Raw genomic sequence first — 23,839 nt, 5'->3', positions numbered from 1 at the left:
GCTACCTCCACATCCTGTCGATGCCGAAAAAGCGATCGTAAAGCGCAAACAGCGCGAGCGCGGCGGCGAGCAGGATCATCGAGGTCGCCGAGGCCGCGCCGAAATCGAGCAATTGCTCGATCTCCTGCCCGATCCGTCCGGCGATCATCTTGTCCTGCGGGCTGCCGATCAGGGTCGGCGTCACGTAGAAGCCGAGGCAGGTGATGAAGACGAGTGTCGCGCCGTTGACCACGCCGGGCAGGCTCTGCGGGAAATAGACCGTGAGGAAGGCTCGCAGGGGCCGGGCGCCGAGGCTTGCAGCGGCGCGCATGTAGCTCTCGTCGATCCGCTTCATCACGGCATAGAGCGCGAGCACCATGAAGGGCACGAGCATATGCGCCATCGCGAAGGTGGCGGCGAAGGTGGTGAAGAGCAGGCGAGGGGGCGGGCTGACGCCTAGCGCCGTCAAGAGCCCGACGACCGGCCCCTTGGCTCCGAGGATCACCATCCAGGCATAGGTCCGCACCAGGAAGCTGGTCCAGAAGCTGAGTGCCACGACGCCGAGCAGGAAGCCGCCGACGGCGCCGCCGCGCCGGGCCGCGACGTAGGCGATCGGGTAGGCGAAGACGAGGCTCGCGAGCGTGACCACGAAGGCGGTCTGGAAGGTCCGCGCCAGCACGGCGAGGTCGTAGCGCGAGGCGAAGAATGTGGTGTAGTTGCCGAAGCCGAATTCCGGGTCGCTGACGCTCGTCCAGACGACGAGGCCGAGCGGGACGAGAAAGAAGGCGGTGAGGAACAGCGCTGCCGGCACATAGAGGATGAAGGGCGGGCGCAGGAGCGCAGCCAGAGGCGCCCGCGCAGGGAGCGCGGACGCCTCGGCCGCGAGCGCGGGGCGCGTCAGCTCGACAGCCATTGCTCGAAACGCTTCGCCATGACGTCGAATTGCGGGCCGAGCTTTTCGGCGTTCAGGACGACGGCCTTGGCCAGATTCTCCGGCGAGGTCGGCATGCGCGCGACCACATCCGGCGGCAGGCTCTTGAACGAGGCCGGGTTCATCGGGCCGTAATTGTTGCGCTGGGCGAACTGCGCCAGCCGCTCCGGCTGCACGGCGAACTCGATGAAGCGCCAGGCATTGCGCGTCCGCGGCGTGCCGCGTGCGACGACCCAGGCCGCGACGTCGATCACCGCCTGGTCGTAGTTCAGCGCGATCGGCACCTTCTGGTCGATGAGCTGCTGGGCGCTGGTGTTCCACATGCCGATCAGCTCGATCTCGCCGTCCCGCAGCAATTGCTGGGATTGCGGGCTCTGGCTCCACCAGACGCGGACATCCTTCTTGATCCGGTCCAACGACTTGAAGGCGCGGTCGAGGTCGTAGGGAAAGAGATCGGCCGGGGCGACACCGTCCGCCATCAGCGCGAAGGCGAGGACGCGGGCGGGGTAGTTCTGCAGGCAGCGCGAGCCCGGAAACCTGTTCGTGTCCCAGAACTCGGCCCAGTTCTTCGGGCCGCCTGTGGGAAACTTGTCCTTGCGATAGGCGATGATGTTGGCGAAGGCGTGCGAATTGACGCCGTTGAGCGTCACCGCGCCGGGCCAGAGCGATGCGGCCGGGATTTTGCTCTCGTCATATTTGTCGAGAAGATTGGCGTGATTGGCGCGGGCGAGCTCCGAGACGCCGAGCGTCGTCACGTCGAACTCATAGACGCCGGTGCGCACCTGCGCCGCGAGCTTGGCGAAGGAGACCGGGGCGATCGTCTTGATCTCGATCCCCGTCGCCTGCGTGAAGGGATCGAAGAGCACGGCGCGCGCCGCCTCCTCCCAAGGGCCGCCCCAAGTGTTGACATAGATCGCTTCCGCCGCGCGGGCGCGATGGACGAAGGGCATGGACAAGCTGCCCGCGCCTGCGGCAACGAGCAGTTTCCGTCGTGAGAGCCGTAGGCTCGAAGCGTAGTCGCCGCTCATGGTTCTCTCCTCTCAGCCGAACGCCGCGCGATAGACCCGCAGCCAATTCCCGGAGGTGATTTTCTCGACTTCTTCCGGGTTGAAGCCTTGTTTCGCCAGCGCCGGCGCCACGGCGGCGAGGCCGCTGATCTTCTTGAGCCAGGCCGGTTTCTCGCTCGGAGCGGTATTGGTCGCGGAGCCCGCGCCGTACTGGGCTGTCCGCGTCCAGCGCCCCTTGCGCATCCAATCGAGATAGGTCTGGCTGGTGTGGTGGCTGAAATCGGTGCCGAGGCCGACATGGTCGATACCGGCGATGTCGACGGTCCGCGCCACCATTTCGGCCCAGGCGTCGACGCGATCGCAGGCCTCGACCGGCGTGATGTTGCGATAGGCGGCGCAGCCGATGATGCCGCCCTTCGCGGCCAGGGCCTTGATCACCTCGTCGCTCTTGTTGCGCTTGTGCGGGAACACCGACGAAGGGTTGGCGTGGGTAATCGCGATCGGCTTATGCGAGCATTCGATGGCGTCGAGTGTCGTCCGGTCGCCGACATGCGAGCAATCGACCAGCATGCCGCACTGGTTCATCTCGCGCACGACCTCGCGGCCGAAGCGGGAGAGGCCGGGATCGATCGCCTCGTAGCAGCTCGAGCCGATATCGTTCTGGTTATTGTAGGTCAGTTGCAGGACGCGGACGCCGAGATCGGCGAAGAGCTCGACATAGCGGATGCGGCCGTCGAGCAGGTTGGTGTTCTGATAGCCGAGCAGCAGCGCGGTCTTGCCGTCGCGATTGGCTGCGAGGATGTCGTCGGTCTTGAGCGCGATGGTGACGAGGTCGCTGTTGGCGCGCGCCATGTCGCGCCATTTGCCGATCGCGTCGAAGGATTCGATCGCACCTTCCCAGAAGCCCAGCGTCGGCGTGACGCAAGTGAAGCCGCCCGCCTTCAGCTCCTCGAACACGTCGCGGCCATAGAAGCCGCATTGCAAGCCGTCGATCAGCATCGGTTGGAACCTTTACGGGATGGAAGCGGGGTGCAGCCGCGAGGGGTCGGCGGCGAGCATGGCGAGATCGGTCTCGTCCTCGTCGTTGCGGCCGATGATGCGGCCATCGGCTTCGACGCGGATGGTGCCGGCATGGCGGCGGCTCTCGAAGGAATCGGGAGCCAGTGCCGCATGCGAGGCGTGATAGAGCGGCCACCACAGGCCGGCTTCGACGGTGCAGCCTTCGTACCGGATGCGATCGAGCAGACTTATGGCCTGTGCCGGGCGCGGCCGGATTTGCAGGAGCATGCCATCCGCCGTCGCGGAGCAGGTCGCTGCGAGGCCATGCTTTTCGGCGAGCCCCTTGACCACGCCGAACTCGCGCGGGCTCACGGCACCGCGTGCCAGAACCTCGCCACGCCCCGTCAGCCGGAACCGCTCGACCGCGAGATCGAGCAGGGCCTCGGCGACGAGCCAGGGATGCTGGCCGGCGACATCGACGTGCAGGACGCCGTCCTCGCCTTCGCTCAGCCTCGCGGGCTTTGCGGTCGAAGCGGCCAGCGCGGCGATTTCCGTTGAGAGGTTCGCAAAGCCTGCGACAGGCAGGACCGCCGACACCACCGCGGCATCGCGCGCGGCGAAGAGCAGGCCCGGCGTGACGCCTGCCGCCTGGACTATGCGTTCGATGATCAGGCGCATCTCGCGCAGGGTGAGGCGCAGCTCCGTCATGTGCGGGGCTCCGAAGGATAGAACCAGTGGGGATCGGCCGTTCCTGCCGCCAGATCGGCCGGTGTCGGCGCGCCATGGAAGATCACGCCGCGCAGGTTGCGGTTGAGGAAGTCGCGCGCCTTGTCGATGCCGTGGATGCCGACATTCAGCAGGCGGGTGATCTGCGCCGGCACGAAATCCTCGCTCATGATGTCGGCATGCGGCGAATGGAACGGCAGCCCGGCCAGCGCCTGGACGCGCGTAGCGACGAGTCGATGCTCCGGGTGCTGGAGCAGGAAGCGGGCGACGCTGGTTTGCGGATTGGCCTCGCGCAGGTCGCGATCCAGGGCGACGATCAGCCGGGGCAGGTCGAGGCCGAGATTATGGGCTTCGCCGATTTCCTCGCGCGGTCCGCGCCGCGGCTCCTCGGCGGTGCGCGATTTGTACCAGACGTAACGCTGCGAGCGCTCGGAGGTGAGGTCGAGGTCGAAGGCCCAGCGATAGTCGCTGCGGACGATCTCGCGCAGCCGCCCGAGCCGCATTTCCGGCCGCCCGGTCAGCTCCTCGTCGAGGATCAGCGTTTCCGACAGGCTGTCGGCGACATCCGGAACCAGCTCGATCACGAGCGAGAGCAGCGTCTCGAAGGCTTCGTCATGGACGCGGCCGTTCAGCGAGGCCGTGAAGGCGACGAGCGGCGCAGCCTCCGACTCGCCGGCCTGGACGCGCCCGATCAGCGCTTCGAGCTCGCGGCGAATGACGATTAAGTCCTCAGCGACCTGCAGGCTCGGCGTGAAGGACTCGTATTCGGACCGGTCCTGCTGGCGCGCCAGAATTGCCTTGTCCAGCAGGGCCGCGAGCGTCCGCAGCGGCGCTGCGTCCAGTCCCACTGGTACCAGTTTGCCATGGGCGATGGCCGTCTCGCGGATTGTCAGCCACTGGTTGATCAGGCGCGGATGGTTGTTGACGAAGAACATCAGGCCGAGCGCCGAGCCGTTGCCGACGCCGAGGAAGCGGGCGAGCTCCGGCGCGAAGCCGACCGCTTTCGCTCCCCCGTGCAGTCGGGCGAAGTGCTGGACCAGATCGAGCGCGAAGACCCGCATCATATAGGCGGTCAGCATCTGCGCCTGAAGCGAGGCGCGCAGGGGGTGATCCTTCTCATAGGCCAGGAAGGACTTGGTCCCGAACGTGCCGTTGCCGTCGATGCCGGTGTTGCGCATCAGGTAGCAGGTGCCACCTAACGCTTCCACGGCCGGTTGCTCGCCCCTGGCCAGGGCATTGACCGCGAGGTCGAACAGGCGACCCGAGCGGTTCGAGCGCGCCCAGGTCAGGGTGTCGGGCGTAGCGCGCCCTTCGTAGAGCTTCGGCAATTCGCCCTGAAGCGCTGCGATTGCCGCCGCCGACATCTCACCTTCGACAAGGGCGCCCATCATGTCCCAGGCGCGGCCGATGATGCGCCCGGTGCGTTCGCGCGCCGAGGGCTCGAAGGAGAAGATCGGGAAGGAGAAGCGCGAGCACCCTGCCTCGATCGCATAGCGCGCGTGGCCGCGGCCCTTCTCGTCGATATCGAAGGCCTTTTGCGTGATCGTCCAGCGCTGGCGCGACGCCCGCGCGATCAGGTTGCGCGAGGCGCTGACGCGCGAGGGCTGGATGGCGGCAAGCCGCTCCGGCCGCATCAGTTCCTCTGGGCCGCGCATCAGCGCATGCGGCAGCAGCGGGCCTTCCGTGGCGAGAAGGGCGGAAACCGTCATGTCAGGAATGTCCAAACTGCGCGCTGAGGCGCCGTGCGCCGGCGACGACGATGGGGCCACAGCGGTCGTGGTCGAAGCGGAAGATCGGGCCGGAGATAGCGAGCACCGCCACGCATTGGCGCGCGGCGTCGAAGACGGGGGCGGCGACGGCGGCGACGAAATGTGGGTCGGTTGGCGCGAAGACGGCATAGCCCCGCTCGCGGACCGCCTGCAATTCGGCTTCCGGCGGTAGCGTGACGCCCTGCTGGCGCAGGCTCTCGCGCATCTCCTCCGAACCGAAGGCGACCAACACGGCGCCCGAGGCGCTGCCGCCGAGCGTCAGCTTGGCGCCCACGCGCAGATCGGCCCGCAGAACCTGCCGGGACTCGACGCGGTTGATGATGACGGCGTGATAGCCATCGGCGACGGAAATCGTGGCGGTCTCGCCGCTTTCATTGACGATGCCCTGGAGCAACTCGCTGCTGCGCTCGCCGAGATTGGCCTGCTCCAGCGCGCGTACCGCATAGAACTGGAAGCGCAGCGCCAGCCGGAAGGCGCCGTCCTCGGTCTGGTCGAGCAGGCCGGCCTCCACCAGCGTCCGCAGCCGCTGATAGACGACCGCCCGCGCATCGCCGCTGGCCCGCACGACATCGGCCAGCCGCAGCGGCTTCGGCGAAGCCGCGACAATATCGCAGACCGCGAGCGTCTTGAGCGTGGAGGAGAGGGAGCGAACAGCCATTTGTATTCTTATAGCAGACAACGTATGCTATAAAAATCATACCGCGCGAGCCCCATGTCAAGCGCGAAATTGCGAGTTCGGCTCGGATGGACGAATTGCGATGCTGGTTTGATTTATGGTGGCGCGATCGCGAGAATCGACTGTTTGCTCAGGAAGTCTTTTCTGAGGGCTCTTCCAAGCGCGATTGATCGCTTGCCCCGCTGTTCAGGTCGTTAAATGCGGCCCCTGCATGCCGTCGGACCAGAGGCAAGTCTGCGCAAAAGTCCAAACTCCGAGCTGGCTCGCTTTTGGCGGCACAAAGCCACCAATCGGAGGTCCGCTTTCGGGCTGAGAGGCAAGTTCGCTCCTGGCGCAGCCTGAACGCGGCCCATGAAAATAATGAGCTTGGTTGAATTACTGAACCTCAGGGCCAAACAGCTTCTGGAAAATATTCTTCTGGCGCTCGGTGCGCTGCCGGGATTAGGGGCCGGCGACGGCTGCGCCGATCACCGCTTGCCGGCGCTACGGCGAGACGAGCTCGAAATGCGAGCGGTCCATGTGCTTGTAGCCGTGGAAATGACCACCCCATCGGAGCGATACGCCCAATTCACGTCCGGCCTGCTCCAGCGCGTCAGCAATCCGGTTCTGAACTTCCGGATCGAAGATGATCTGTCCCGTCTGATCGAGCGGCCATAGGTCCACTGCCTTGCCCGACCGGTGCGAACTGGCACGTGTCATGGACCAGCCCCAGGCAACCGCCATGCGTTGCTGTTTGCGGTCACGTCTCCCGGAACCAATCACGAAGCGCAGCCCTGGATTGTCAGCTTGCGCCTTCCGTACCACCTTGGCGAGGATTGGTCGGATGGCGCGAAGGTTCGCCTCGTGATTTGCCAGTGGATCCGGATTCCATGCGCGAAACATCGCGCGTTGGTCCCGCCCGAATTCATCCCGAGGGGGAATTTTCGCGTAGATGCCGCCCGGTCCGTATCGCAGCGGATCGACAAGGACACCCGGTGACGTACGCAATCCACTGCCTGGTTCGCTCTGAACTCCGCTGTTCAGGCCGAAACTGAAGAGCGCAATGCCCCCTAATCTCAAGAGGTAACGTGCCTTTCCACGCATCATGGCCCACACAATCGCAGTCCGATGGTGCCAAAGGAAGGCAGGGCCGCTTGAGTTTGAGTTCAGGCAAAGTTGAGCGCCCGCGCATGAAAAGGCCGCTTTAGACCCGGCCTGGCATGTCCGGATCCGGGTGATCGCCTAATGTCCGATTCTGGCGGAATTAATAAGAATGGCGATGGGCTATATATTTCGGCTAATGGAAATCTCAGCGCGACAGTCGATGCCAAAGGTATCATCGCGGCGCCAAAAAATCGACCAGCCGGCGCGGACCGCTACGGAAAGACCTTGTTCGAGATACATTCTACTGGAAGTAATTTGGAGTTACAAGGTTTCATGTGAGTATTTTCATTAAAGTGCGCGAATTCTTATTAGCGATCCCCATTTCTTTTTCTATTATACCGCCCCGCCTTGCTCGGGTGGCGCGATATTTGTTCAGTCAACTCTTGCGCAATCAAGTCCGTAATCAGTGAGTAGCGATTATCGACTGCGTCGAGTGTCTCAATGGGGTCGGGAGTCAACATTACCGGCCCGGTCTCCGAGAGGGGTCGAGCTTAGCATTTGACATTGCCATGCCGTGGCAGCGCGCTAATTTCCCCGTCCGGTATCCTTACGAGGGTGGGAGTTGTGCGGGCCCCGCCTCGCAGGTGCGGCTCCCTTCCTCTACCGCCGATCAGGCACGAGATACGGATGTGATGTAACGGCATTGATCGAATTCGAATTCATTTCACATTGATGCCGGAATGCTCTATATAGTCTTCTGGCGGATGGTTGCTACGTTATATCGAGTATCCTTCGATTAATTTGCCCCCTGAATTTAAATCCGCCCGCTCGTCCTGAGTAAGTTGAAATATAAATCAAATGCCTACTTCGGCAGCTCAACTCGAGATCTGCGGGAAGGCTTTTTCGCGCTTATCGAAGACGCCTGCATTCATCAAACCTTGCATTCAGCAAATGTTGGAGATGAAAATGGCAGCTAAAAACGAGATGCGTCGACTTTCTGACATCAAAGACGACTTGCAGCGCGCGTTCTGTTGCTGGTGCGGGCGAACCCGTGCCGGCCTGCTGGGCGCCACCGCGCTCATCGGTGCCGCAGCGTTGACGCCGGCCGTCGCGCAAGCCCCGGCCCAAGCGCCAGCGCCAACGCCAGCTCAGGCGTCCGCGCGACCGAACATCCTGTTCATTATGGGCGATGACATCGGCATCATGCAGCCGAGCATCTACCATCGGGGCCTGATGGTCGGGGAAACTCCCAATATCGACCGGATCGGCAGCGAAGGCGCGCTCTTCACGCACTACTACGCCGAGCAGAGCTGCACGGCCGGCCGCAACGCCTTCTTCACCGGCATGCACCCGCTGCGGACGGGCATGATCCCGCCGCAACTGCCGGGCAGCCCGTCCTATCTGCGGCCTGGAACCCCGGCGCTGGCCAAATTCCTGCTCGACCTCGGCTACAACACCGGCGAGTTCGGCAAGAACCATCTCGGAGACCACACCGATGCGCTGCCGACCGCGCACGGTTTCCAGGAATTCTGGGGCTACCTGTATCACCTCGATGCGATGCAGGGCGTAAGTTTCCCCGACATCAACAAGAGCCCGACCCAGCAGAGTGTGGCTCCGCCATGCATCAACACGACGATCCCGGGTCTTCCTCCGGTTCCCGGTGCGGTGGATCCGCGAACCTCGGTTTGCCTGACGCCGCCACGTCCCGTGATGTTCTGCACATCCTCCAACGGCACGGCGGCCAATCAGACCTGCCGCGACGAAGGTCCGCTGACCTTGGAACGCTCGAAGACCGTGGACGAGGAAATCTCCGCCAAGGTGGTCGACTTCCTGGAGCGCAACGACCCGAGACGAACCAACAAGCCGTTCTTCGCCTGGTACAACCCGGCGCGCATGCACATCACCACCGTGCTTTCGCCGAAATACGAGGCCATGATCGGCGAGCCCGGCGGCAAGGACTGGGGCCTCAACGAGGCCGGCATGAAGCAGCTGGATGACAATATCGGCGTCGTGCTGAAGAAGCTCGAGGATATGGGCCAGCTCAACAACACGATCGTCGTCTTCACCACCGATAATGGCGCCGAGACGATCACCTTCCCGGACGGCGGCACAACGCCCTTCAAGGGCGGCAAGCTGAGCACCTGGGAAGGCGGCATGCGCGCGCCACTTCTCGTCCGCTGGCCAGCCGGCGGCATCCGGGCGGGCACCGTCAAGAACGACATTTTCGCAGCGCTCGATTGGCTGCCGACGCTCGTCAACCTCGCGGGCGGAGACAAGGGCGATGCGCTGAACCAGCGCATCATGGCCGGCAACTATCCGGGCATCGTCAAGACCAAGCTCGATGGCTTCGACCAGACCGAATATCTTCTCGGGCGGTCTGACAAATCGGCGCGCGACACGTTCTTCTACTATTCCGGCAAGGACCCGTCGGCGGTGCGCTACAAGAACTGGAAGATCTACTTCGCGATGGTGTCCGACTCGCCGGCCGGCTTCATCTCGGGCGTGCAGCCCTTCCACTGGGCCCAGGTCGTCAATATCAAGCGTGATCCCTTCGAAACCTCGATCGGCTCGCAATACAAGACGCTCATGGGCATGGGCGGCACGATCGGCTCACCTTCCACCGCCTATGTCTACGATTGGAACATGTTGCCGATCGGCCAGGCGCTGTGGATGAAGGAACTCCTTTCCTACAGGGACTTCCCGCCCATGCAGGACCCGGCGAGCTACAACCTCGATCAGGTCATGGATCAGATCAAGAACGCAAAAGGCCGGTCTGATTGACTGCTGGCGCGAGTTGCTCAAAAAACTGGCCGCTGATGCGAATGCCGGGCACTCGATCCTTCAAATGCCCGGCGCGGACCCAGCCAGCGGCCACCGCTCCGACTTCGGAGAGAAGCCAGGGAGCTGGCGGGAGAGCCAGCTCACGAGCCATCGCGGACACTGCCCTCATCATTCGGCAATGTCGGGACCTGACGGACATCAGCTCGACATGACGTCCGCACGAAGCTCGGCCCGGTCTCCGAAAAGGGGCCGGGCTTAGCATTTGACATTGCCATGCCGTGGCAGCGCGCTAGCGTGCCCCCATCCGGTTTTCTTACGGAGGTGGGAGTTATGCCGTTCTCATCGCTGAGTGACCCTGTTGACCTCGCCCGCGCGCAGGCGGCCTTGGATGCCGCATGGGACGAAGTCAGATTGCCCATTCCAAATCCATGCGATGGACGCGAGCGCACCAAACTGGCCTACATCATTGCCGCGCTGGCGCATGTCGCCGAAGACGAAGACGATCTGACCCGCCGGGCGATCGACCGATACAGACAGTCCGACGCGGCATGAGATCGGCGCTGCCAGCTCCGGCTGGGGGGCTTTTTTCGTTCGGGAGCGCGGCGCGGCAGATAGCTGTCAGCGAATAGCCATCGGCAGCACCACAACCGCGGCTAGAGCAAGCACGATAACCGTCCGGATCAAAACGCCGTGGATGCGGGCCATTGAGGCCTCTGAGGTATTGGGCGCACGCATGACAAGTCCTCCCATAGACGAGCTTTGCTGATCAGCCCAGGTAGAGCAACACTTTAACTCCGCTCTGGCCGCATCCGCCCAGCGCTGTGATGGCGCGGTCACAGTTAGCGTTCATGCGACTTCGTGGAGGGGCTAGCCAGTTCGTAATGTACAGGCAGCAGATTCAGGGTCTCGTGCAAGACCGCTCGGCGACTCGCTGCGGGGCTTGTAGCCTGCCTGCTTGGCGACGACGAATGGAGCAGTTCCGGTCGATCGCTCAGGAGCCAGTTGTTTAGCCCTTCGACCAATCGTCTTCTTTAATGCGCTGAACTACAAGGACTGCGTTGTGATCAGCGGCAAGGGGCGGATCGCGCGCCGGCTGCCCTGGTGGCAGGTGGCTTGAGCGCCTGGCTCATATTGAGATCGTTGCTGTCGGCTTGCGGCTTTGACAGCCGCCACGACTAATTGTGGAGCTCCTGTCTGGATATCAGCCAACGTCCGCTTTCGGCACCGGCCCAGCTTCCGGATCTGGCGCAACTCACTATCCGCCGGACGAGCATCCAAGCGACTCTTCGTTACTGCGTGACGGTCCGCAGCTCCCGGACGCCGCGACCCAGCCGCTTCCGCAAAAGTGACCGCAACGTCGCGGCATCGGCATAGCCGACTTCGGCTCGCCGGGTGTCGGACACTCCTCAGGAACGGGAGCGGGCCAGCGCCGAGAGGATGGCGTCCGGCGTGATTGGCAGATGCCGCAGCCTGACGCCGACGGCCTCGAAGATCGCGTTGCCGATCGCCGGCGCAATCACGGTCGTGCCTGGCTCGCCCAGCCCCACCGGCACCTCCGTGCTCTCGACGAACTCGACGACGACCTCGGGCGTGTCGACCATGCGCAACGGCGTATAGCTGTCGAGATTACGATCGCGCACCTGTCCGTTCTCGAACTCGGTCCCCTCGCAGAGCGCCATCGACAGGCCCCAGAGCGCCGCGCCCTCACATTGCGCATGCGCGCCGTCCGGATCGACCACGATGCCGCAATCGACGACGAGCCAGATCTTCTGCACGTCTACATGTCCGCTCTTGCGGTCGACATGGAGCTGGACGGCACAGGCAACCCAGGTCGGCATCGATCGCGCCTGACCGTAGCTTGTTGCTATGCCGATCGCGCTGTCGGCGGCCGGCTTGCCCTTACCGTAGCCGGAGAGTTCTGCAACGCGCACCAGCACTTGCGCTTGCCGCGCCGCTCCCCCGACAGCATCCGGCGCTGAGCCGGCATTGCGCCCTTCCGCCTTCAGCAGCCCGAGGCGGAACTGCACCGGATCCTTCCCGGCCTTGACGGCAGCCTCGTGCATGAAGCTCTCGACCGCCCAGTTGATCCAGCCGGGCGAGACCGACCGGAGCCAGCCGGGCCGGAAGGTGCTTTCCGCGAGATCGTTCGAGATGGCCCGGACACGCTGGGCGCCTACGGAGTACCAGTGATCAGCGCCGTCGCTCGCGAACGGGTCGTAGGGCACGCCGTTCACGCCCTTGGGCATGAAGCCCGGAATCATCGCCTTGGTCGGCCAGCCGGCAGCCACGGCCGTGTCCATCGCGATGACGTTCCGCTCTTTGTCGAAAGCCATGCGCAGGCGCTGCACCGAGGGCGAGCGCGGGCTGTCGAAGAGCAGGTCCTGCGGCCGCGTCATCACCATCTTTACCGGCTTGCCGCCGAGGGCCTTCGAAGCCAGTGCGACCGGCACTGTATAGTCGCCATTCAGCCGGCGCCCGAAGCCGCCCCCCAACATGTAGGAACGCATGACCACGCCGCCGGGCGCGACGCCGAGCGCCTTTTCCAGCCAGGGCAGGGCCAGCGACTGCCACTGGTTGCCGCTATGGATCTCCCAGATTCCCTCGCTATTGCGGAAGGCGAGCGCGTTCACGGGCTCGAGCTGGAAATGCAGCACCGTGGCGGTGGTATACTCGGCCTCGACCGTGTCGGCGGCGCGCGCGAAGAACGGGGCCACGTCGTTGTCGCCGGTTTCGAGTAGCGCGCCGGTCGTCTCGTCCGCGATCAGGGCACGGGCGTGGTTCTGAATATCGGCCTCGCCGACCCGTGCGGCTTCTCCAGCCTCCCACTCGACCCTGATCGCGGCTGCCGCTTTATGTGCGGCCCACAGGCTGTCGGCGATGACCATGCCCCAGCCGGGCGTGGTGCCCGACGGATCATCGAGGGAAAGCGTCTGTCGGTACCCCTTGATCGACTTTGCCGCGCCGTCGTCGATCCGCACGATCCGCGAGCCGTAGCGCGTCGGCGGCAGGAGCGGCGCCGCATGCAGCATGCTCTCGACCTTGGCGTCGATTCCATAGATGGCCTGCCCGGTTGTCTTGCCGGCGATGTCGAGCGCGGTCACGTCCCGCCCGACCAGCTTGAGCTCCGCATGGGGCTTCAGGGGCAGCGCCTTCAGCTCGGCCTCGGTGAAGCTGCGCGAGATTCCCAGTGCGACGATCTCTCCGAAGCTCGCGCTGCGTCCTCCACCGGAGATCAGACCATCAACGACCGTGACCGCGGCGGGGTCGATGCCCCAGAGCTCGGCCGCCCTCGCGGCGAGGGCGACGCGCCCCGCTGCGCCGGCCTGTCGGTAGACCGGCCAACTCTGCCAGACCGACCAGCTTCCACCGGTCACCATCAGCCCCCATTTGGCGGCGCTGTCGACGTGTTCGATACTGACATCGTCCCATTTCGCGCCGAGCTCGTCGGCGAGGATGCGGGCGATCGCAGTGCCGACATGCTGGCCCATCTCGGCGCGGATGACATTGACGTTCACGCGCCCGCGCGTATCGATCCAGTACCAGATGGTCGGCTCGAACCGGGCACCTGCGGCCTGCATCGGCGTGCCGCCGGCAACCGCCGGGTCCATTGCCGCAAGACCTTGCTGGGGAAAGCCGAAGACGGCGCCCGCCGCGGCCATCGTGACCAGAAAGCCGCGGCGACTCGGCTCCATGGCGCTGGGTCCGCGGGAATGCAGGACGAGGCCGTCAGCCATGGTTTTTCTCCCCGCGCAGGGCGGCGGCCGCTTCCCGGACGGCGGCACGAATGCGGTTATAGGTCATGCAGCGGCAGAGATTTCCCGTCATCACGGCGTCGATGTCGTCGTCGGTGGGATTGGGCATGTCTTTCAGGAAGGCGGCAGCCTGCATGATCTGGCCGGACTGGCAGTAGCCGCATTGCGGCACGCGCAGGTGCCGCCAGGCCTGCTGGACCGGATGGTCGCCCTTCGGATCGAGCCCCTCGATCGTCGTGACCTCCGCCCCGGCCACGTCCCCGACGGGGGTGATGCAGGAGCGCGTCGCCCTGCCGCCGACGAGGACGGTGCAGGCACCGCACATGCCGATGCCGCAGCCGAACTTGGTTCCGGTCAAGCCGATCTCGTCGCGGATGACCCAGAGCAGGGGCACATCGGCTTCGATGTCGACCCTGACGGCGCGTCCATTGATGGTGAAGGCGATCATGCTGCTGCTTCCGTCAATGTCCGGTTGCTTCGGCGCGCACGCGGCCGACCTTTGCCGCGAGATCGGGCCAGGGCGCGAGCCCGGCCCGCTTCTCGCGAAGGTAGCTCGCGACGGCTGCGACATCGTCGTTCGAGAGCGCATCCCGGAATGCCGGCATCACGATGCCTGACGTGCCGTCCTGCGCGCCGATCCCGTCGAGGATGACGTGGATCAGGTTGGTCGGGTCCGGCAGTCGCGTCGACGTGTTGATGCCGAGCTCCGGCCGGCCGGCGACGACCTTCTCCGAATTGTAATGGCAGGAGGCGCAGGCGGTGAGGTAGAGCCGCTCGCCGCGGTCCTTGCGATAGGCGGGATCCGGCCGGGCCGCCGCGAGGCTCGCCGCCACCGCCGGAATCTTGGCGGGATCGGCTGGAGGAGCTGGAAGTGCCGCACCGAGATAGGTGCCGATAGCCTCGATATCGGCCTTCGGCAGTTCGCGCAGCCCGACATGGACGGGCCCCATGGGCCCCGCCGCAACGCCGTGATAGATACCGGCGCCGGTTTCCAGATAGCGCGCGAAGGACGCCGCGCTCCACGGCACCGCGGAAGGGTTCGCGGCGGTCAGTGCCGGCGCGGTCCAGTTGTCGATGTCGGCTCCGGCAAAGCGTTCGCCCTTTTTTTCGGCACCCAGAGGGTTGCGCGGCGTGTGGCAGGCCCCGCAATGCGCCACGCCCTCGGCGAGATAAGCGCCGCGGTTCCATTGCGCCGACCGGGTAGGGTCGGGCCGGTAGCGGCCGAAATCCACGAAGAGCAGCTTCCACCCGGCCTGCAGAATGCGCAGGTTGAGCGGGAACGGCAGTTCGCTCGTCCTCGTCACCTGCTTTACCGGTGCGACGCGGGCCATCAGATAGGCATAGATCGCATCGACATCTTCGTCCGTCATCTTGGTGAAATGATCGAAGGGGAAGGCGGGAAAGAGGTGAGACCCGTCGCGCGCGACGCCGTCATGCATCGCGCGGCGGAAGGCGGCGGGCGACCATGTCCCGATGCCGGTTTCAGGGTCTGGCGTGATGTTCGACGCGTAGATCGTGCCGAAACCCGTGACCATCGGATAGTCGCCCGCGAAGGGCTGCCCGCCCTTGGCGGTATGGCAGGTCGCGCAGTAGCCCGCAGAGGCGAGCACACGCCCTTTCTCGATGGTCGCCGCGTCGGCGGCGGGCCGTTCGGCCGCCGCTATCGCGGGCAGAGCTGAACGATAGGCATACAGACCGACGCCCGCCAGCGCAGCCACGCCTGCAAGCGCGATTCCGGCCAGCACCGTCCTCAATCTCATGACACTGGCCTCCGATCGTGTGAGTACACGATTACACCCGCTCTAAACTCCGATCCACTCCTTATGCAAAGGACGCGTTGGAGGTCCGGTCATCCGTCCGCCGCGCAAGAAGCGACAGCGCGCCGACCGCGGAAACGTTTCTTGTCGGTGCCGGTTGCGGCTATGGCTCGAGCTTGTGCGGCGCTGCATGCGCGGACGACGGGCTCCGGTCCGTCGCGTCTTCTCGCGGTGGCCATGCGGCCGGGCCGTTATGGTGAGGTGCAGGACGTGGAACGTCTCGATTGTGATCGCATGTTCGTCGCGATGCTCGAAGTCGGCAGTTTCGCGGGCGCGGCCCAGCGGCTGGGAACCAGCGCGAGTCAGGCCTCCAAGATCGTGTCCCGCTTCGCACTCATGAGGCTACGACCTAACCAGAGACTGACGCCGCGCAAACCGCAGGATCACGCCCAGCGATGCCGCGAGAGGTATCGCCAACAACACGCCGATGAAGCCGAACAGCCATCCAAAGGCGAACAGCGCAAACATCATCCATACCGGGTTGAGGTTGACGCGGCGGCCGATGAAGCGCGGCGACAGCACATAATCGGCAAGCATTTCTCCGACGACGAAGATGCCGCCCACCACAGCGACGGGTGCCCAATTCGGCCAGAATTGGGCCATTGCAACGCAGGCCGCAACTAAGCACCCGGTGGCGGCCCCGAAATAGGGAACAAAACTGATGAGGCCTGCGGTCACTCCTATCAAAATGGCATGGTTGAGCCCTGTCATTTTCAGAGCCGTCGCATAAAGCACGGCAAGAACGAGACAGATGACGACCTGCCCGCGCACGAAGCCAGCGACCGTATCGTGGATTTCACGCCCAAGCGCCCGCATATCGTCGCGGTATGCCGGGGGGAACCAGCCATCGACCGTCGCCATCATTTTTTGCCAGTCAATTGCGAGATAGACGGCGATGATCGGCGTGACGACGATGAGCGAAAGAAGGGAAATCAAGGCCAGTCCACTCGACCACAACGAGCGAAGGACGCCATCGAGCCAGTTGCTGCCCATCGTCTTCGCGATTTCGGCGGTGGATTGCTCGATGTGGAGTTCGTCGCCCATGACACTGCGCAGCCAGGGGCGGCTTGCATCGCTCATGAGCGACTGGAGTCTTGTGACGTAGCCGGGGAACTCCTCAACGAAAAATCTGAGCTCGCCAATGATGGCCGGGAGCATCACGAGCAGAAAGGCGACAAGAGCCGCGACCAGCGGGAGGAACACGGCCAGAGCCGCAAGGGAACGGCTAATCCCGAGCCGCTCCAGCCTGTCGACCACTGGAACGAGCAGGTATGCGAGCAACGTACCGACCACGAACGGCAGCAGGATTTGGCGCAACAGCACCAGCGTAACCAACGCGAGCGCAGAGACCGCGAGCCAGAACGTCGCTGGTCGTGTAATTCTCATCGGCCTTCGTCGCACATGCGGTTTCGAGCTCGACTGCCGGCTTCGGTGCCCGCCGATTCCCAGCGCAGATCCCCGAATCCGAGCGAGAGTAGCGGTCGTACAGATCCTTGTTCAATTTTCCATCAGGCTGGCGAACGCGATCTCGCCATCGGTAATGTAGTGGTTAACCTTTCCGGTCTGCAACCGTGATCCGGATTGGTGCAATGCGACATCCCCGATCACCCGATTTGCCGTTAACTGGGCGACGACGTAGTTGCGTTCCGCATTCGTGTCTGAATCGGTCGCATGGGTCACTTGGAGCGTTAGTCGGGCCAGTGATAGGCCGGTGTCTCTGGTTCCCGCCCCGACCCAAAGCACGCGCTGATCGGTCGACGGTTTATCCGTGTTCAACCAGAAGCTCGCCGCTGCCATATCGTCCTCCGAGTGGGCGAGGCTCAACGCCCAGAAACGGACGTGATGGCGCTTGCGCGGGCTGTTGTTGATGGGCTCTTGGAAACCTATGTCCTGCCTCCGTCCAAAGAGATAGAGGGAGCTGAAGGGAGCTGTGGGATACGGGGAGTTGAGTAAAAACGCGCGTATCATTCGCCACGAACTCGCGATTCCCAAACGATCGGCTGTTGACCAGCCGGCCGTCGCAAACGCATCGCAGAGTTGTTGAAGGGTGCCGATGAGGACGAGGTTTACCGGATCGCCGGGCAAGCCATCTCCGGTGATCGTGTATCTAGGGATAAGTCTCCGATGGAGAACCTTCAGCCCCATTCGGACCACGATTGGCAAAATGACATAGGCTGCCAGCCCGTAAGTGAAGCTTACTGCTAGGATCCATGGAAGTCTGTGGTCCGCCGTATCGAATACGACGAAGACTATCAGCCAGACGCTGAATGCGCCCAGGCAGAAAATGAGTAATCTCTGGAATAGGCGCGCAAGCAATCTCACAATTCTCTGTCCTGTCTGGCAGGAGATGAGGTCGTCGCAGCTCTGTCTGTTCGTATGCGGGTTTCACCGTCCAGCGTTACATTAGGCCTCGAATCCGACGCCCGTTCAACCGGCAAAGGCGAGCGAGGCCACGCATATTCGCCCGCGCCCCCCCTGCTTGTGTCACCTGTTGCGGATCACTTCCGCCGCTGCTTCTCTGGCTGCAATCGACCGTGGCCGCATTGAATGGGTTGGGCCGCGCACCGTGGCTCAATTTCTTGAAGGTGTTGGGGACGGGTATCAATCAACGCGGCCGGCGCTTGAATCTTTGTCGCGCCGCGGATTTACCCGCTCCGGCGGCTGTTGCAACGGCCACACCGCCTGGAACATGGCGAACATGAACGCTGTGGTCAGGCCAAACAGAAGCAGTCCGGCGAGCGATTGCAGAACGCCCATCATTTGCCAGTGAGACGGCAAGGAAATGTTCCCAACCCCGAATCCGGTCATCGCGCCGAGCGAATAGAGCATCGCGGTCTTGCTGTCCGACACCGCGCCCAGAGAGAGGTATGCGACAGCCCACGTGATCGCCTCCAGACCATGCAGAACGACGATCAGCAACACGGAGGCGCTCATGACCTCGGCAAATCGGATCATGAAACGGCGGCGAACCGTCACCTCCCGCAAGAGAAAGGTGAACGCGTCGTAGATGAACGCAAGGCCGAAGACATGAATGATGACATTCAGCAGGATCAGCGGCAGGCCCCAGGCCCAATCGCTCCCCCATGGGGTTGCATCTAGAACATCCATAACACCGCCGCGAAGCCCGGTTTGCCAGTTGTACAACGTCGCCGCCGTGCGGCGGCACAACCACGCTGCTCTCTCCAACTCATAGCGGGCTTGCGTCGGCTAAAATTGCCATCTCGCGCCAATTGAGAGCCTACGTCCGTTGCTGAGCATATAGCAGAGGAATGACCACGCCTATTGCGGTCTCCACGTCTCACGATATTGCCGTGGCGCAACCCCGGAAATCCGGCGGAATGCGCGGGCAAAATGCGCAGGGTCCGTATAACCGGAAGAGAAAGCGACCTCGATAATCTTGGCGTCCGTCTCGCGCAGGAGTTTGGCCGCGTTTTCAAATCGGGCCGCGCCTAGCAGGTCGGAATATGTAAGGCCCGCGCCCGAGAGCTTCCGTTGAAGACTCCTGACGCTCATGCGGGCCATCTCCGCGATTTCAGCGACCATGGGGATTCGTTCGTCCAGGTATGATGGCAACATCAGCTTGAGCGTGCCAATGATGTCGTTGCCGGTCGGCCCGGCTTCGTCGTCGGTCGGATCGGTCAGCACCTGGCTTGCCACGTTGGGAAGACTCAAGTGCGATATCGGCACGTCGATCCACGAGGCTCTTTGCCCAGACAGGAAGCGCGTATTTGGCCAGAACGACCGAGTCCCAGAGCTTGGGGTATACCGGGATTCGAAGGCGATTGTTGCTGGAACCCAGCTTGATCCGGCGAACTGTCGGACAATGTGAATGGGAAGCACATTCTGAAGCCACTGCGAGTGTTCCAGGTGCGCTATTCCGGAGGTCCCGAACAGCCTGCTGCAAATCTTCACGTGATCATCGCAGCGTTCGAGCCACATCTTCAGAACAGTGTCTTCAAAGGCCGCCCATTTGCACATTTGCTGAAGTGCGGCGAACAGCGTCGGGGAATATCCGATCACTGTCCTGAGCTTTTCGCTGAGATGGCAAAACTGCAACCGCTGCGAGGCCTGAAACCCGAGATCCGTAATGCCTTGCGATCTTTGCGCAGCTTCCACGAAGCGGACGGCGGGCAGTAGTGGTAAAAAGTGGTTGGCTTTTTCAGCCAAAGATGTCGGCAGCCGAAACTTTGTCAGCAGCGAGTCGGTGGGCGCTCCGATCTCGTCGTGGACGTCGGCGAAGGGAATTAGGAACTGGCAACGGATTAAGGGAATTCCGCCCACGCTTTTTGCCCCCCGGCTGCGGAATCGATCGTTTTGCTGTCTATCCTTTGCTTCGGCGCTGTTGCCCCACCGGAGCAAAGGATAGACCGCAGACTCTCAACGACGCGCTGTCAGATTCTGCATGTTTCGCTGTGGCGCAGATGCGTTGTCCCCGCCATCTCCAAGTGATGCTCGTTCCAGTTTAATTTTGGCGGCTGATGGCCAGACGGCCGATACTTTTGGGCCTTGACTGGCGCAATGACTCGAACGGGAACGCAGAGGCTTCGACCTTTCACGGCGTGGCTATGAAGCTTGTCCAATTTCCCTCCCGATGCACGGTGCGAGCAGCGATCGCTGCGTCACTGCAGCACAATGGCGCATCTCTGCAATGGACCGCAAGTCAACTGGGAATGAGCGCACGCTCACTGCAGCGCCATCTCGCCGCGAGAGGAACCACTTACAGAGAATTGGTTATAGACGTGCGTCTCGATACAGCGTGCCATCTGCTTGCCGAAACCAGCGAGCGCATTTCGCACATCGCCTTGCGCCTTGGTTATACCGGCGCCAGCAGCTTCAACCGCACCTTCATGCGTATGATGAAAGTTCAACCTGCCACTTTTAGGCGGCAACACAGGGACAGCGGCATGTCCCGCGGCGAGGGACCGAATTCGAGCTGCCCACGCTGAACCGCCGCGTTTGGCGCGAAATGGCAGGACTAGTTCCTGCGAGCTAGCGAGAGATGGCCAGGCGACGTTCGCAGGAGAACCGTTCATGAAAGCTCTAATCTTGGCGGCCGGCATGTTCGGGCTGGCCGTAATCGTCATTCCGGTGGATGCGAACGCCGTCGTCYGCGCGCGGGGCGTCGTGAGAGCGGGATGCGCCGGCCCGAACGGCGCCGTCGTCGCGCGACGCGCTGTTCCAAGGGCCGCCGTGGTGGTGAGACCGGCGCCGGTCAGCTGTGCGATCGTCAATGGGCGACGGGTCTGCCGCTAAACCTGGCGCTGGATCACGGCGCTCAAAGCCTGCCTGCCAGGCGACGACGACAGGGCCCGGGGGGCGACGCGCGCTCGACACCGATCGCGGTTGGACTTCAGCAGAGGGCCGCCTTCATCGATAGCTGCCCGGGCCGAACACAACGGCCCGGTACGCATAACCCGATTTAGTCGGCTCCCAAGGGCAAACCCAAGATGAAACCGGTTCAATTTGTCTGCTTGTTGCTTATCGCCGGACTTGTTCTTGCCGGATGCCAGACGGCGCAATCAAGACAGGCGCAACTCGCCGCGATCTGCGCCGATCCCGCCAATCGGCAACCCAAGACCTTCTATTGGTCGGAATGCCAGACGCTTTACCCGTCGTCCGATCAGGCCTTGCAGAAGGACTATCTGCTCGGCGCGGCCGTTGGCGACTGAGGCCATGCCAGGCTTTTCCCCCGGCCAATGCGACCTGGCACGCTCGCGGCAAGCCCCGCTGCTTGCCCGGCGCTCAAACGGATCCGAGTCTAGCCCTTATCAGGAGAATATCATGACATCGCGCGTCGTCACCGCCCTTGCCGTTTGCTTCGGGCTGGCCTTGGCTGGTTGCCAGTCCACGCCCCAGGCCGTGCAGCAGAAGGAAGACCTGCTCTCGGCGGCCGGCTTCGTTCCACAGCCCGCGAATACGCCGCAGCGCATTGCGGCCATGAAGAAGTTGCCCCCCAACAAGTTCGTTCAACAGGCGAAAGACTCGCAAATCGTCTACGTCTATGCCGATCCGGTCGTTTGCCAATGCGTCTACTTCGGCAACCAGGCGGCTTACGCCCAATTTCGCCAGATGGTCTTCGCGCAGAAACTGGCCGACGAGCGCCAGATGACCGCGGTGATGAACCAGGACGCCTTCGATTTCGGCCCATGGGGTGGGCCAGGACCGTTCATGTACTGAAATCGACGTTAATCTTTAAATAAATCAAATAAAAATCGAACACGACGCAAGTGTTAGCCGCGCCCTATTAGTAAGCGAGCCAATACGCGCGATCGTTCTGTCATTCACTAGGGGTGTATTAAAGATGTCTGCCTTTATTACAAGATTCTATGCTGGAATTGCCTTCGCGGCGTGCTCGATCACYGCGCAGGCTGCAGACTTGCCATCGCGGAAAATCGCGCCTGTCGTTCCCTTAGCCCCTGCGTTCACCTGGTCCGGCTTCTATATCGGCGCTCAGGCCGGCTGGGCGCAGACCAGAACCGAACTGACGGCAGGCGCGGCGATCGCCGGTGGGGCGGCCGCTACGTCATTACCGAGCCTGAACAGAAACGGTGCCGCTGTCGGCCTGCTGCTGGGCTACAACTACCAGATCGGCCATCTTGTCCTCGGTGGCGAGATCGACGGCGCCGCCCTCATCACTGGTAAGCAGCGATACACCGCGCTGACCGGCGATTTCATCACCGCCCATACCAACTGGGTCGGTTCGGCCAGGCTGCGTGTCGGTTATGCCTTCGACCGGTTCATGATCTACGCTACCGGCGGCCTCGCATTGGCTGCTCCCAAGTCGACGGTGACGGGCACAGGTTATTCCTTTGGTGCGGGCGACAGCACCCGTGTCGGTTGGACGCTCGGTGCCGGCGCCGAATACACGATCACCAACAACTGGATCGCCGGCCTGGAGTATCGCTACTCACAATTCGAGGAGAATACCTTCACCTACCCGAATGGCGTCGGCGGACTCGGGATCGTCGGTTTCAAGCAGCAGTTGAGCACCAATCAAGTTGTCGGGCGGCTGCTCTACAAGTTCTGATCCGCCTCGGAACAGAAAATGACCGGGTCGGCAGGATTGCCCTGACAGGCTCGGTCTAATCAACGCCGTCGAAGTGTCCCTAGCATCCCGCGTTTCCCAGGACACCTTCGGCCGGTCTCGTTCACTAAAGCAAAGGAGAATGCTGTTATGTCCCGAACTCTCGCAGCAATGACTGCCTCGATCGTCCTTACCGCGTCGGGCATGGCGACAGCCCAGGTTCCGCTCACGAGCTATGCCGATGCGAACGGTTTCATCGATGTCCAGGAGCTGACCTGTGCTCAGTTGGCCGGCACCTTCCAGGAGGACGCCGATGCGCTCTCTGCATGGTATAGCGGCTGGTATAACGGCCTCGCCAAGAAGCACTTTCTCGACCTGAAGAAGGGCAAGGTCGTCGAGCACGAGGTCATCGTCTACTGCAAGGCCAATCCCGGGAAGAGGGTCATCGAGGCGCTTGCGGTCGTCTTCAAGGACGAACGCGCCAAGCTAGGGATCCACATGAAGTGAGAGCGGTGGCGTCGCCAATGCGGGGCGCTTTAGGGACATCATAGCGCCTTCGGAGCAAAAGAGGGGCGCGCACGCGGCGCGCCCCATCATGGGCGATCGCTTCGCATCTGAGCGGGCCGCGCGCGCTCACGAGGCGCATGAAGCCGACAGCCCCGCGATTTCATCGGGGGGCTGTCGGCTTAACCACGTTGTGCGCATCCAACGAGGACGCCGTGAGAGACGCCGGCGTTCCAGACCGCTTACTGGCTTCGCTTCCCGGGGATCAGGTAGACATCGGAGCCGCGCCGCCTCCCGACATAGTGTTCATTCCCGGCGGGACGTTCCGCATGGGCTCGGACCGGCACTACCCGGAGGAGGCGCCGGCGCGTCGCGTCACCGTCGACGGGTTCTGGATGGACCGGATCTTTCCCGATGCCCAACCGGCAGTTCAAAGAGTTCGTCAGGGCTACCGATTACGTCACCTTCGCTGGGGTCGCCCCCGATCCGAGGGACTATTCCGAGACGCTTCCGCAGATGATCGACGCTGGATCGCTCGCGTTCACGGCAGCGAAGGGCCCGGTCCGATCCGCGCGATCTGGGCAATAGTGAAGCCCGCCGAAGGGCGCGAACTGGCGTCGTCCCTGCGGCCGTAAGAGCAACATCAACGCGCTCGACAATCGCGCGGTCGTCCATGGGACCTGTGCCGACGCGCTCGCCTTAGCCAAGCCGACGGTGTGTGGGCTTGCCAGGCGCCTTCAGCCGGTCACGCACTTCCATGTCGTCCGAGTGCCGCCGGGGGCGCGGACGGA

The 23,839-nt window shown here is 63.1% G+C and carries 22 protein-coding genes; 8 read left to right on the top strand and 14 right to left on the bottom strand.

The genetic code is table 11. The features are described 5' to 3' along the window. Nucleotide 1: 1 nt before the first annotated feature. The 7 genes from AB4Z10_RS25390 to AB4Z10_RS25360 all read right to left on the bottom strand — a co-directional run bounded on the left by AB4Z10_RS25390 (nucleotide 2) and on the right by AB4Z10_RS25360 (nucleotide 7,173). A complete protein-coding gene (locus AB4Z10_RS25390; protein WP_441473186.1) occupies nucleotides 2–892 on the bottom strand; it encodes an ABC transporter permease in 891 nt (296 codons plus the stop codon). Further along, nucleotides 877–1,938 (bottom strand): ABC transporter substrate-binding protein, encoded by a 1,062-nt coding sequence (locus tag AB4Z10_RS25385; protein WP_441473185.1) that lies wholly within the window; start codon nucleotides 1,936–1,938, stop codon nucleotides 877–879. Before AB4Z10_RS25385 ends, AB4Z10_RS25390 begins: the two co-directional genes overlap by 16 nt. A gap of 12 nt (nucleotides 1,939–1,950) precedes the next feature. After that, nucleotides 1,951–2,916 (bottom strand): dipeptidase, encoded by a 966-nt coding sequence (locus tag AB4Z10_RS25380; protein ID WP_441473184.1) that lies wholly within the window; start codon nucleotides 2,914–2,916, stop codon nucleotides 1,951–1,953. A 12-nt stretch (nucleotides 2,917–2,928) separates the two neighbouring features. Further along, a complete protein-coding gene (locus tag AB4Z10_RS25375) occupies nucleotides 2,929–3,624 on the bottom strand; it encodes a hypothetical protein (RefSeq protein WP_441473183.1) in 696 nt (231 codons plus the stop codon). After that, nucleotides 3,621–5,351, bottom strand: a complete 1,731-nt coding sequence (locus AB4Z10_RS25370; protein WP_441473182.1) for a hypothetical protein — start codon at nucleotides 5,349–5,351, stop codon at nucleotides 3,621–3,623. Before AB4Z10_RS25370 ends, AB4Z10_RS25375 begins: the two co-directional genes overlap by 4 nt. Nucleotide 5,352: 1 nt before the next feature. Beyond that, complete coding sequence (locus AB4Z10_RS25365; RefSeq protein WP_441473181.1) at nucleotides 5,353–6,069, bottom strand: IclR family transcriptional regulator; 717 nt, start codon at nucleotides 6,067–6,069, stop codon at nucleotides 5,353–5,355. A gap of 501 nt (nucleotides 6,070–6,570) precedes the next feature. Further along, a complete protein-coding gene (locus tag AB4Z10_RS25360; protein ID WP_441473180.1) occupies nucleotides 6,571–7,173 on the bottom strand; it encodes a M15 family metallopeptidase in 603 nt (200 codons plus the stop codon). 981 nt (nucleotides 7,174–8,154) lie between these two features. On the opposite strand from AB4Z10_RS25360, the gene AB4Z10_RS25355 reads away from it, so the two are divergent. Continuing rightward, complete coding sequence (locus AB4Z10_RS25355) at nucleotides 8,155–9,951, top strand: arylsulfatase (RefSeq protein WP_441473217.1); 1,797 nt, start codon at nucleotides 8,155–8,157, stop codon at nucleotides 9,949–9,951. A 330-nt stretch (nucleotides 9,952–10,281) separates the two neighbouring features. Beyond that, entirely contained in the window at nucleotides 10,282–10,503 is a 222-nt protein-coding gene (locus AB4Z10_RS25350; RefSeq protein ID WP_441473179.1) for a hypothetical protein, read from the top strand. 854 nt (nucleotides 10,504–11,357) lie between these two features. Here the strand turns inward: AB4Z10_RS25350 and AB4Z10_RS25345 are convergent. From AB4Z10_RS25345 to AB4Z10_RS25315, 7 genes are all read right to left on the bottom strand, one after another. Continuing rightward, nucleotides 11,358–13,685, bottom strand: a complete 2,328-nt coding sequence (locus AB4Z10_RS25345; protein WP_441473178.1) for a xanthine dehydrogenase family protein molybdopterin-binding subunit — start codon at nucleotides 13,683–13,685, stop codon at nucleotides 11,358–11,360. Further along, entirely contained in the window at nucleotides 13,678–14,151 is a 474-nt protein-coding gene (locus tag AB4Z10_RS25340) for a (2Fe-2S)-binding protein (protein WP_441473177.1), read from the bottom strand. Before AB4Z10_RS25340 ends, AB4Z10_RS25345 begins: the two co-directional genes overlap by 8 nt. Nucleotides 14,152–14,164: 13 nt before the next feature. After that, nucleotides 14,165–15,463, bottom strand: coding sequence for a cytochrome c (locus tag AB4Z10_RS25335; protein WP_441473176.1), 1,299 nt, complete (start codon nucleotides 15,461–15,463; stop codon nucleotides 14,165–14,167). A gap of 399 nt (nucleotides 15,464–15,862) precedes the next feature. Then, nucleotides 15,863–16,906, bottom strand: coding sequence for an AI-2E family transporter (locus tag AB4Z10_RS25330; RefSeq protein WP_441473175.1), 1,044 nt, complete (start codon nucleotides 16,904–16,906; stop codon nucleotides 15,863–15,865). A gap of 111 nt (nucleotides 16,907–17,017) precedes the next feature. After that, on the bottom strand, nucleotides 17,018–17,842 hold the full coding sequence (locus AB4Z10_RS25325; protein ID WP_441473174.1) for an LssY C-terminal domain-containing protein: 825 nt from the start codon (nucleotides 17,840–17,842) through the stop codon (nucleotides 17,018–17,020). A gap of 279 nt (nucleotides 17,843–18,121) precedes the next feature. Beyond that, on the bottom strand, nucleotides 18,122–18,688 hold the full coding sequence (locus tag AB4Z10_RS25320) for a hypothetical protein (RefSeq protein ID WP_441473173.1): 567 nt from the start codon (nucleotides 18,686–18,688) through the stop codon (nucleotides 18,122–18,124). Nucleotides 18,689–18,799: 111 nt separating this feature from the next. Further along, entirely contained in the window at nucleotides 18,800–19,801 is a 1,002-nt protein-coding gene (locus AB4Z10_RS25315; protein ID WP_441473172.1) for an AraC family transcriptional regulator, read from the bottom strand. Between the two features lie 197 nt (nucleotides 19,802–19,998). On the opposite strand from AB4Z10_RS25315, the gene AB4Z10_RS25310 reads away from it, so the two are divergent. The 6 genes from AB4Z10_RS25310 (at nucleotide 19,999) to AB4Z10_RS25285 (ending at nucleotide 23,683) form a co-directional block, all read left to right on the top strand. Continuing rightward, a complete protein-coding gene (locus tag AB4Z10_RS25310; protein WP_441473171.1) occupies nucleotides 19,999–20,466 on the top strand; it encodes a helix-turn-helix domain-containing protein in 468 nt (155 codons plus the stop codon). Nucleotides 20,467–20,967: 501 nt separating this feature from the next. Beyond that, nucleotides 20,968–21,189 (top strand): hypothetical protein, encoded by a 222-nt coding sequence (locus tag AB4Z10_RS25305; RefSeq protein ID WP_441473170.1) that lies wholly within the window; start codon nucleotides 20,968–20,970, stop codon nucleotides 21,187–21,189. A 112-nt stretch (nucleotides 21,190–21,301) separates the two neighbouring features. Beyond that, complete coding sequence (locus AB4Z10_RS25300; RefSeq protein WP_441473169.1) at nucleotides 21,302–21,697, top strand: hypothetical protein; 396 nt, start codon at nucleotides 21,302–21,304, stop codon at nucleotides 21,695–21,697. A 124-nt stretch (nucleotides 21,698–21,821) separates the two neighbouring features. Continuing rightward, nucleotides 21,822–22,547 (top strand): outer membrane protein, encoded by a 726-nt coding sequence (locus tag AB4Z10_RS25295; RefSeq protein ID WP_441473168.1) that lies wholly within the window; start codon nucleotides 21,822–21,824, stop codon nucleotides 22,545–22,547. Nucleotides 22,548–22,694: 147 nt separating this feature from the next. Then, entirely contained in the window at nucleotides 22,695–23,051 is a 357-nt protein-coding gene (locus AB4Z10_RS25290) for an HdeA/HdeB family chaperone (protein ID WP_441473167.1), read from the top strand. A 137-nt stretch (nucleotides 23,052–23,188) separates the two neighbouring features. Continuing rightward, the gene (locus AB4Z10_RS25285; RefSeq protein ID WP_441473166.1) at nucleotides 23,189–23,683 is read left to right on the top strand and encodes an SUMF1/EgtB/PvdO family nonheme iron enzyme; all 495 of its coding nucleotides are present in this window, start codon (nucleotides 23,189–23,191) and stop codon (nucleotides 23,681–23,683) included. The last annotated feature ends 156 nt before the right edge of the window (nucleotides 23,684–23,839 follow it).

The organism is Allobosea sp. RAF48, from assembly GCF_052114025.1.
Taxonomy (GTDB): domain Bacteria; phylum Pseudomonadota; class Alphaproteobacteria; order Rhizobiales; family Beijerinckiaceae; genus Allobosea.
The sequence above is the reverse complement of the archived record's forward strand: the minus strand, read 5'-3'. Positions and strand labels throughout refer to the sequence as shown.

Bases quoted from the DNA above. Each gene is read 5' to 3' on its own strand.
- AB4Z10_RS25390 (WP_441473186.1), bottom strand. From the start codon at position 892: ATGGCTGTCGAGCTGACGCGCCCCGCGCTCGCGGCCGAGGCGTCCGCG.
- AB4Z10_RS25385 (WP_441473185.1), bottom strand. From the start codon at position 1,938: ATGAGCGGCGACTACGCTTCGAGCCTACGGCTCTCACGACGGAAACTG.
- AB4Z10_RS25380 (WP_441473184.1), bottom strand. From the start codon at position 2,916: ATGCTGATCGACGGCTTGCAATGCGGCTTCTATGGCCGCGACGTGTTC.
- AB4Z10_RS25375 (WP_441473183.1), bottom strand. From the start codon at position 3,624: ATGACGGAGCTGCGCCTCACCCTGCGCGAGATGCGCCTGATCATCGAA.
- AB4Z10_RS25370 (WP_441473182.1), bottom strand. From the start codon at position 5,351: ATGACGGTTTCCGCCCTTCTCGCCACGGAAGGCCCGCTGCTGCCGCAT.
- AB4Z10_RS25365 (WP_441473181.1), bottom strand. From the start codon at position 6,069: ATGGCTGTTCGCTCCCTCTCCTCCACGCTCAAGACGCTCGCGGTCTGC.
- AB4Z10_RS25360 (WP_441473180.1), bottom strand. From the start codon at position 7,173: ATGATGCGTGGAAAGGCACGTTACCTCTTGAGATTAGGGGGCATTGCG.
- AB4Z10_RS25355 (WP_441473217.1), top strand. From the start codon at position 8,155: ATGCGTCGACTTTCTGACATCAAAGACGACTTGCAGCGCGCGTTCTGT.
- AB4Z10_RS25350 (WP_441473179.1), top strand. From the start codon at position 10,282: ATGCCGTTCTCATCGCTGAGTGACCCTGTTGACCTCGCCCGCGCGCAG.
- AB4Z10_RS25345 (WP_441473178.1), bottom strand. From the start codon at position 13,685: ATGGCTGACGGCCTCGTCCTGCATTCCCGCGGACCCAGCGCCATGGAG.
- AB4Z10_RS25340 (WP_441473177.1), bottom strand. From the start codon at position 14,151: ATGATCGCCTTCACCATCAATGGACGCGCCGTCAGGGTCGACATCGAA.
- AB4Z10_RS25335 (WP_441473176.1), bottom strand. From the start codon at position 15,463: ATGAGATTGAGGACGGTGCTGGCCGGAATCGCGCTTGCAGGCGTGGCT.
- AB4Z10_RS25330 (WP_441473175.1), bottom strand. From the start codon at position 16,906: ATGAGAATTACACGACCAGCGACGTTCTGGCTCGCGGTCTCTGCGCTC.
- AB4Z10_RS25310 (WP_441473171.1), top strand. From the start codon at position 19,999: ATGGCCAGACGGCCGATACTTTTGGGCCTTGACTGGCGCAATGACTCG.
- AB4Z10_RS25305 (WP_441473170.1), top strand. From the start codon at position 20,968: ATGAAACCGGTTCAATTTGTCTGCTTGTTGCTTATCGCCGGACTTGTT.
- AB4Z10_RS25300 (WP_441473169.1), top strand. From the start codon at position 21,302: ATGACATCGCGCGTCGTCACCGCCCTTGCCGTTTGCTTCGGGCTGGCC.
- AB4Z10_RS25290 (WP_441473167.1), top strand. From the start codon at position 22,695: ATGTCCCGAACTCTCGCAGCAATGACTGCCTCGATCGTCCTTACCGCG.
- AB4Z10_RS25285 (WP_441473166.1), top strand. From the start codon at position 23,189: ATGAAGCCGACAGCCCCGCGATTTCATCGGGGGGCTGTCGGCTTAACC.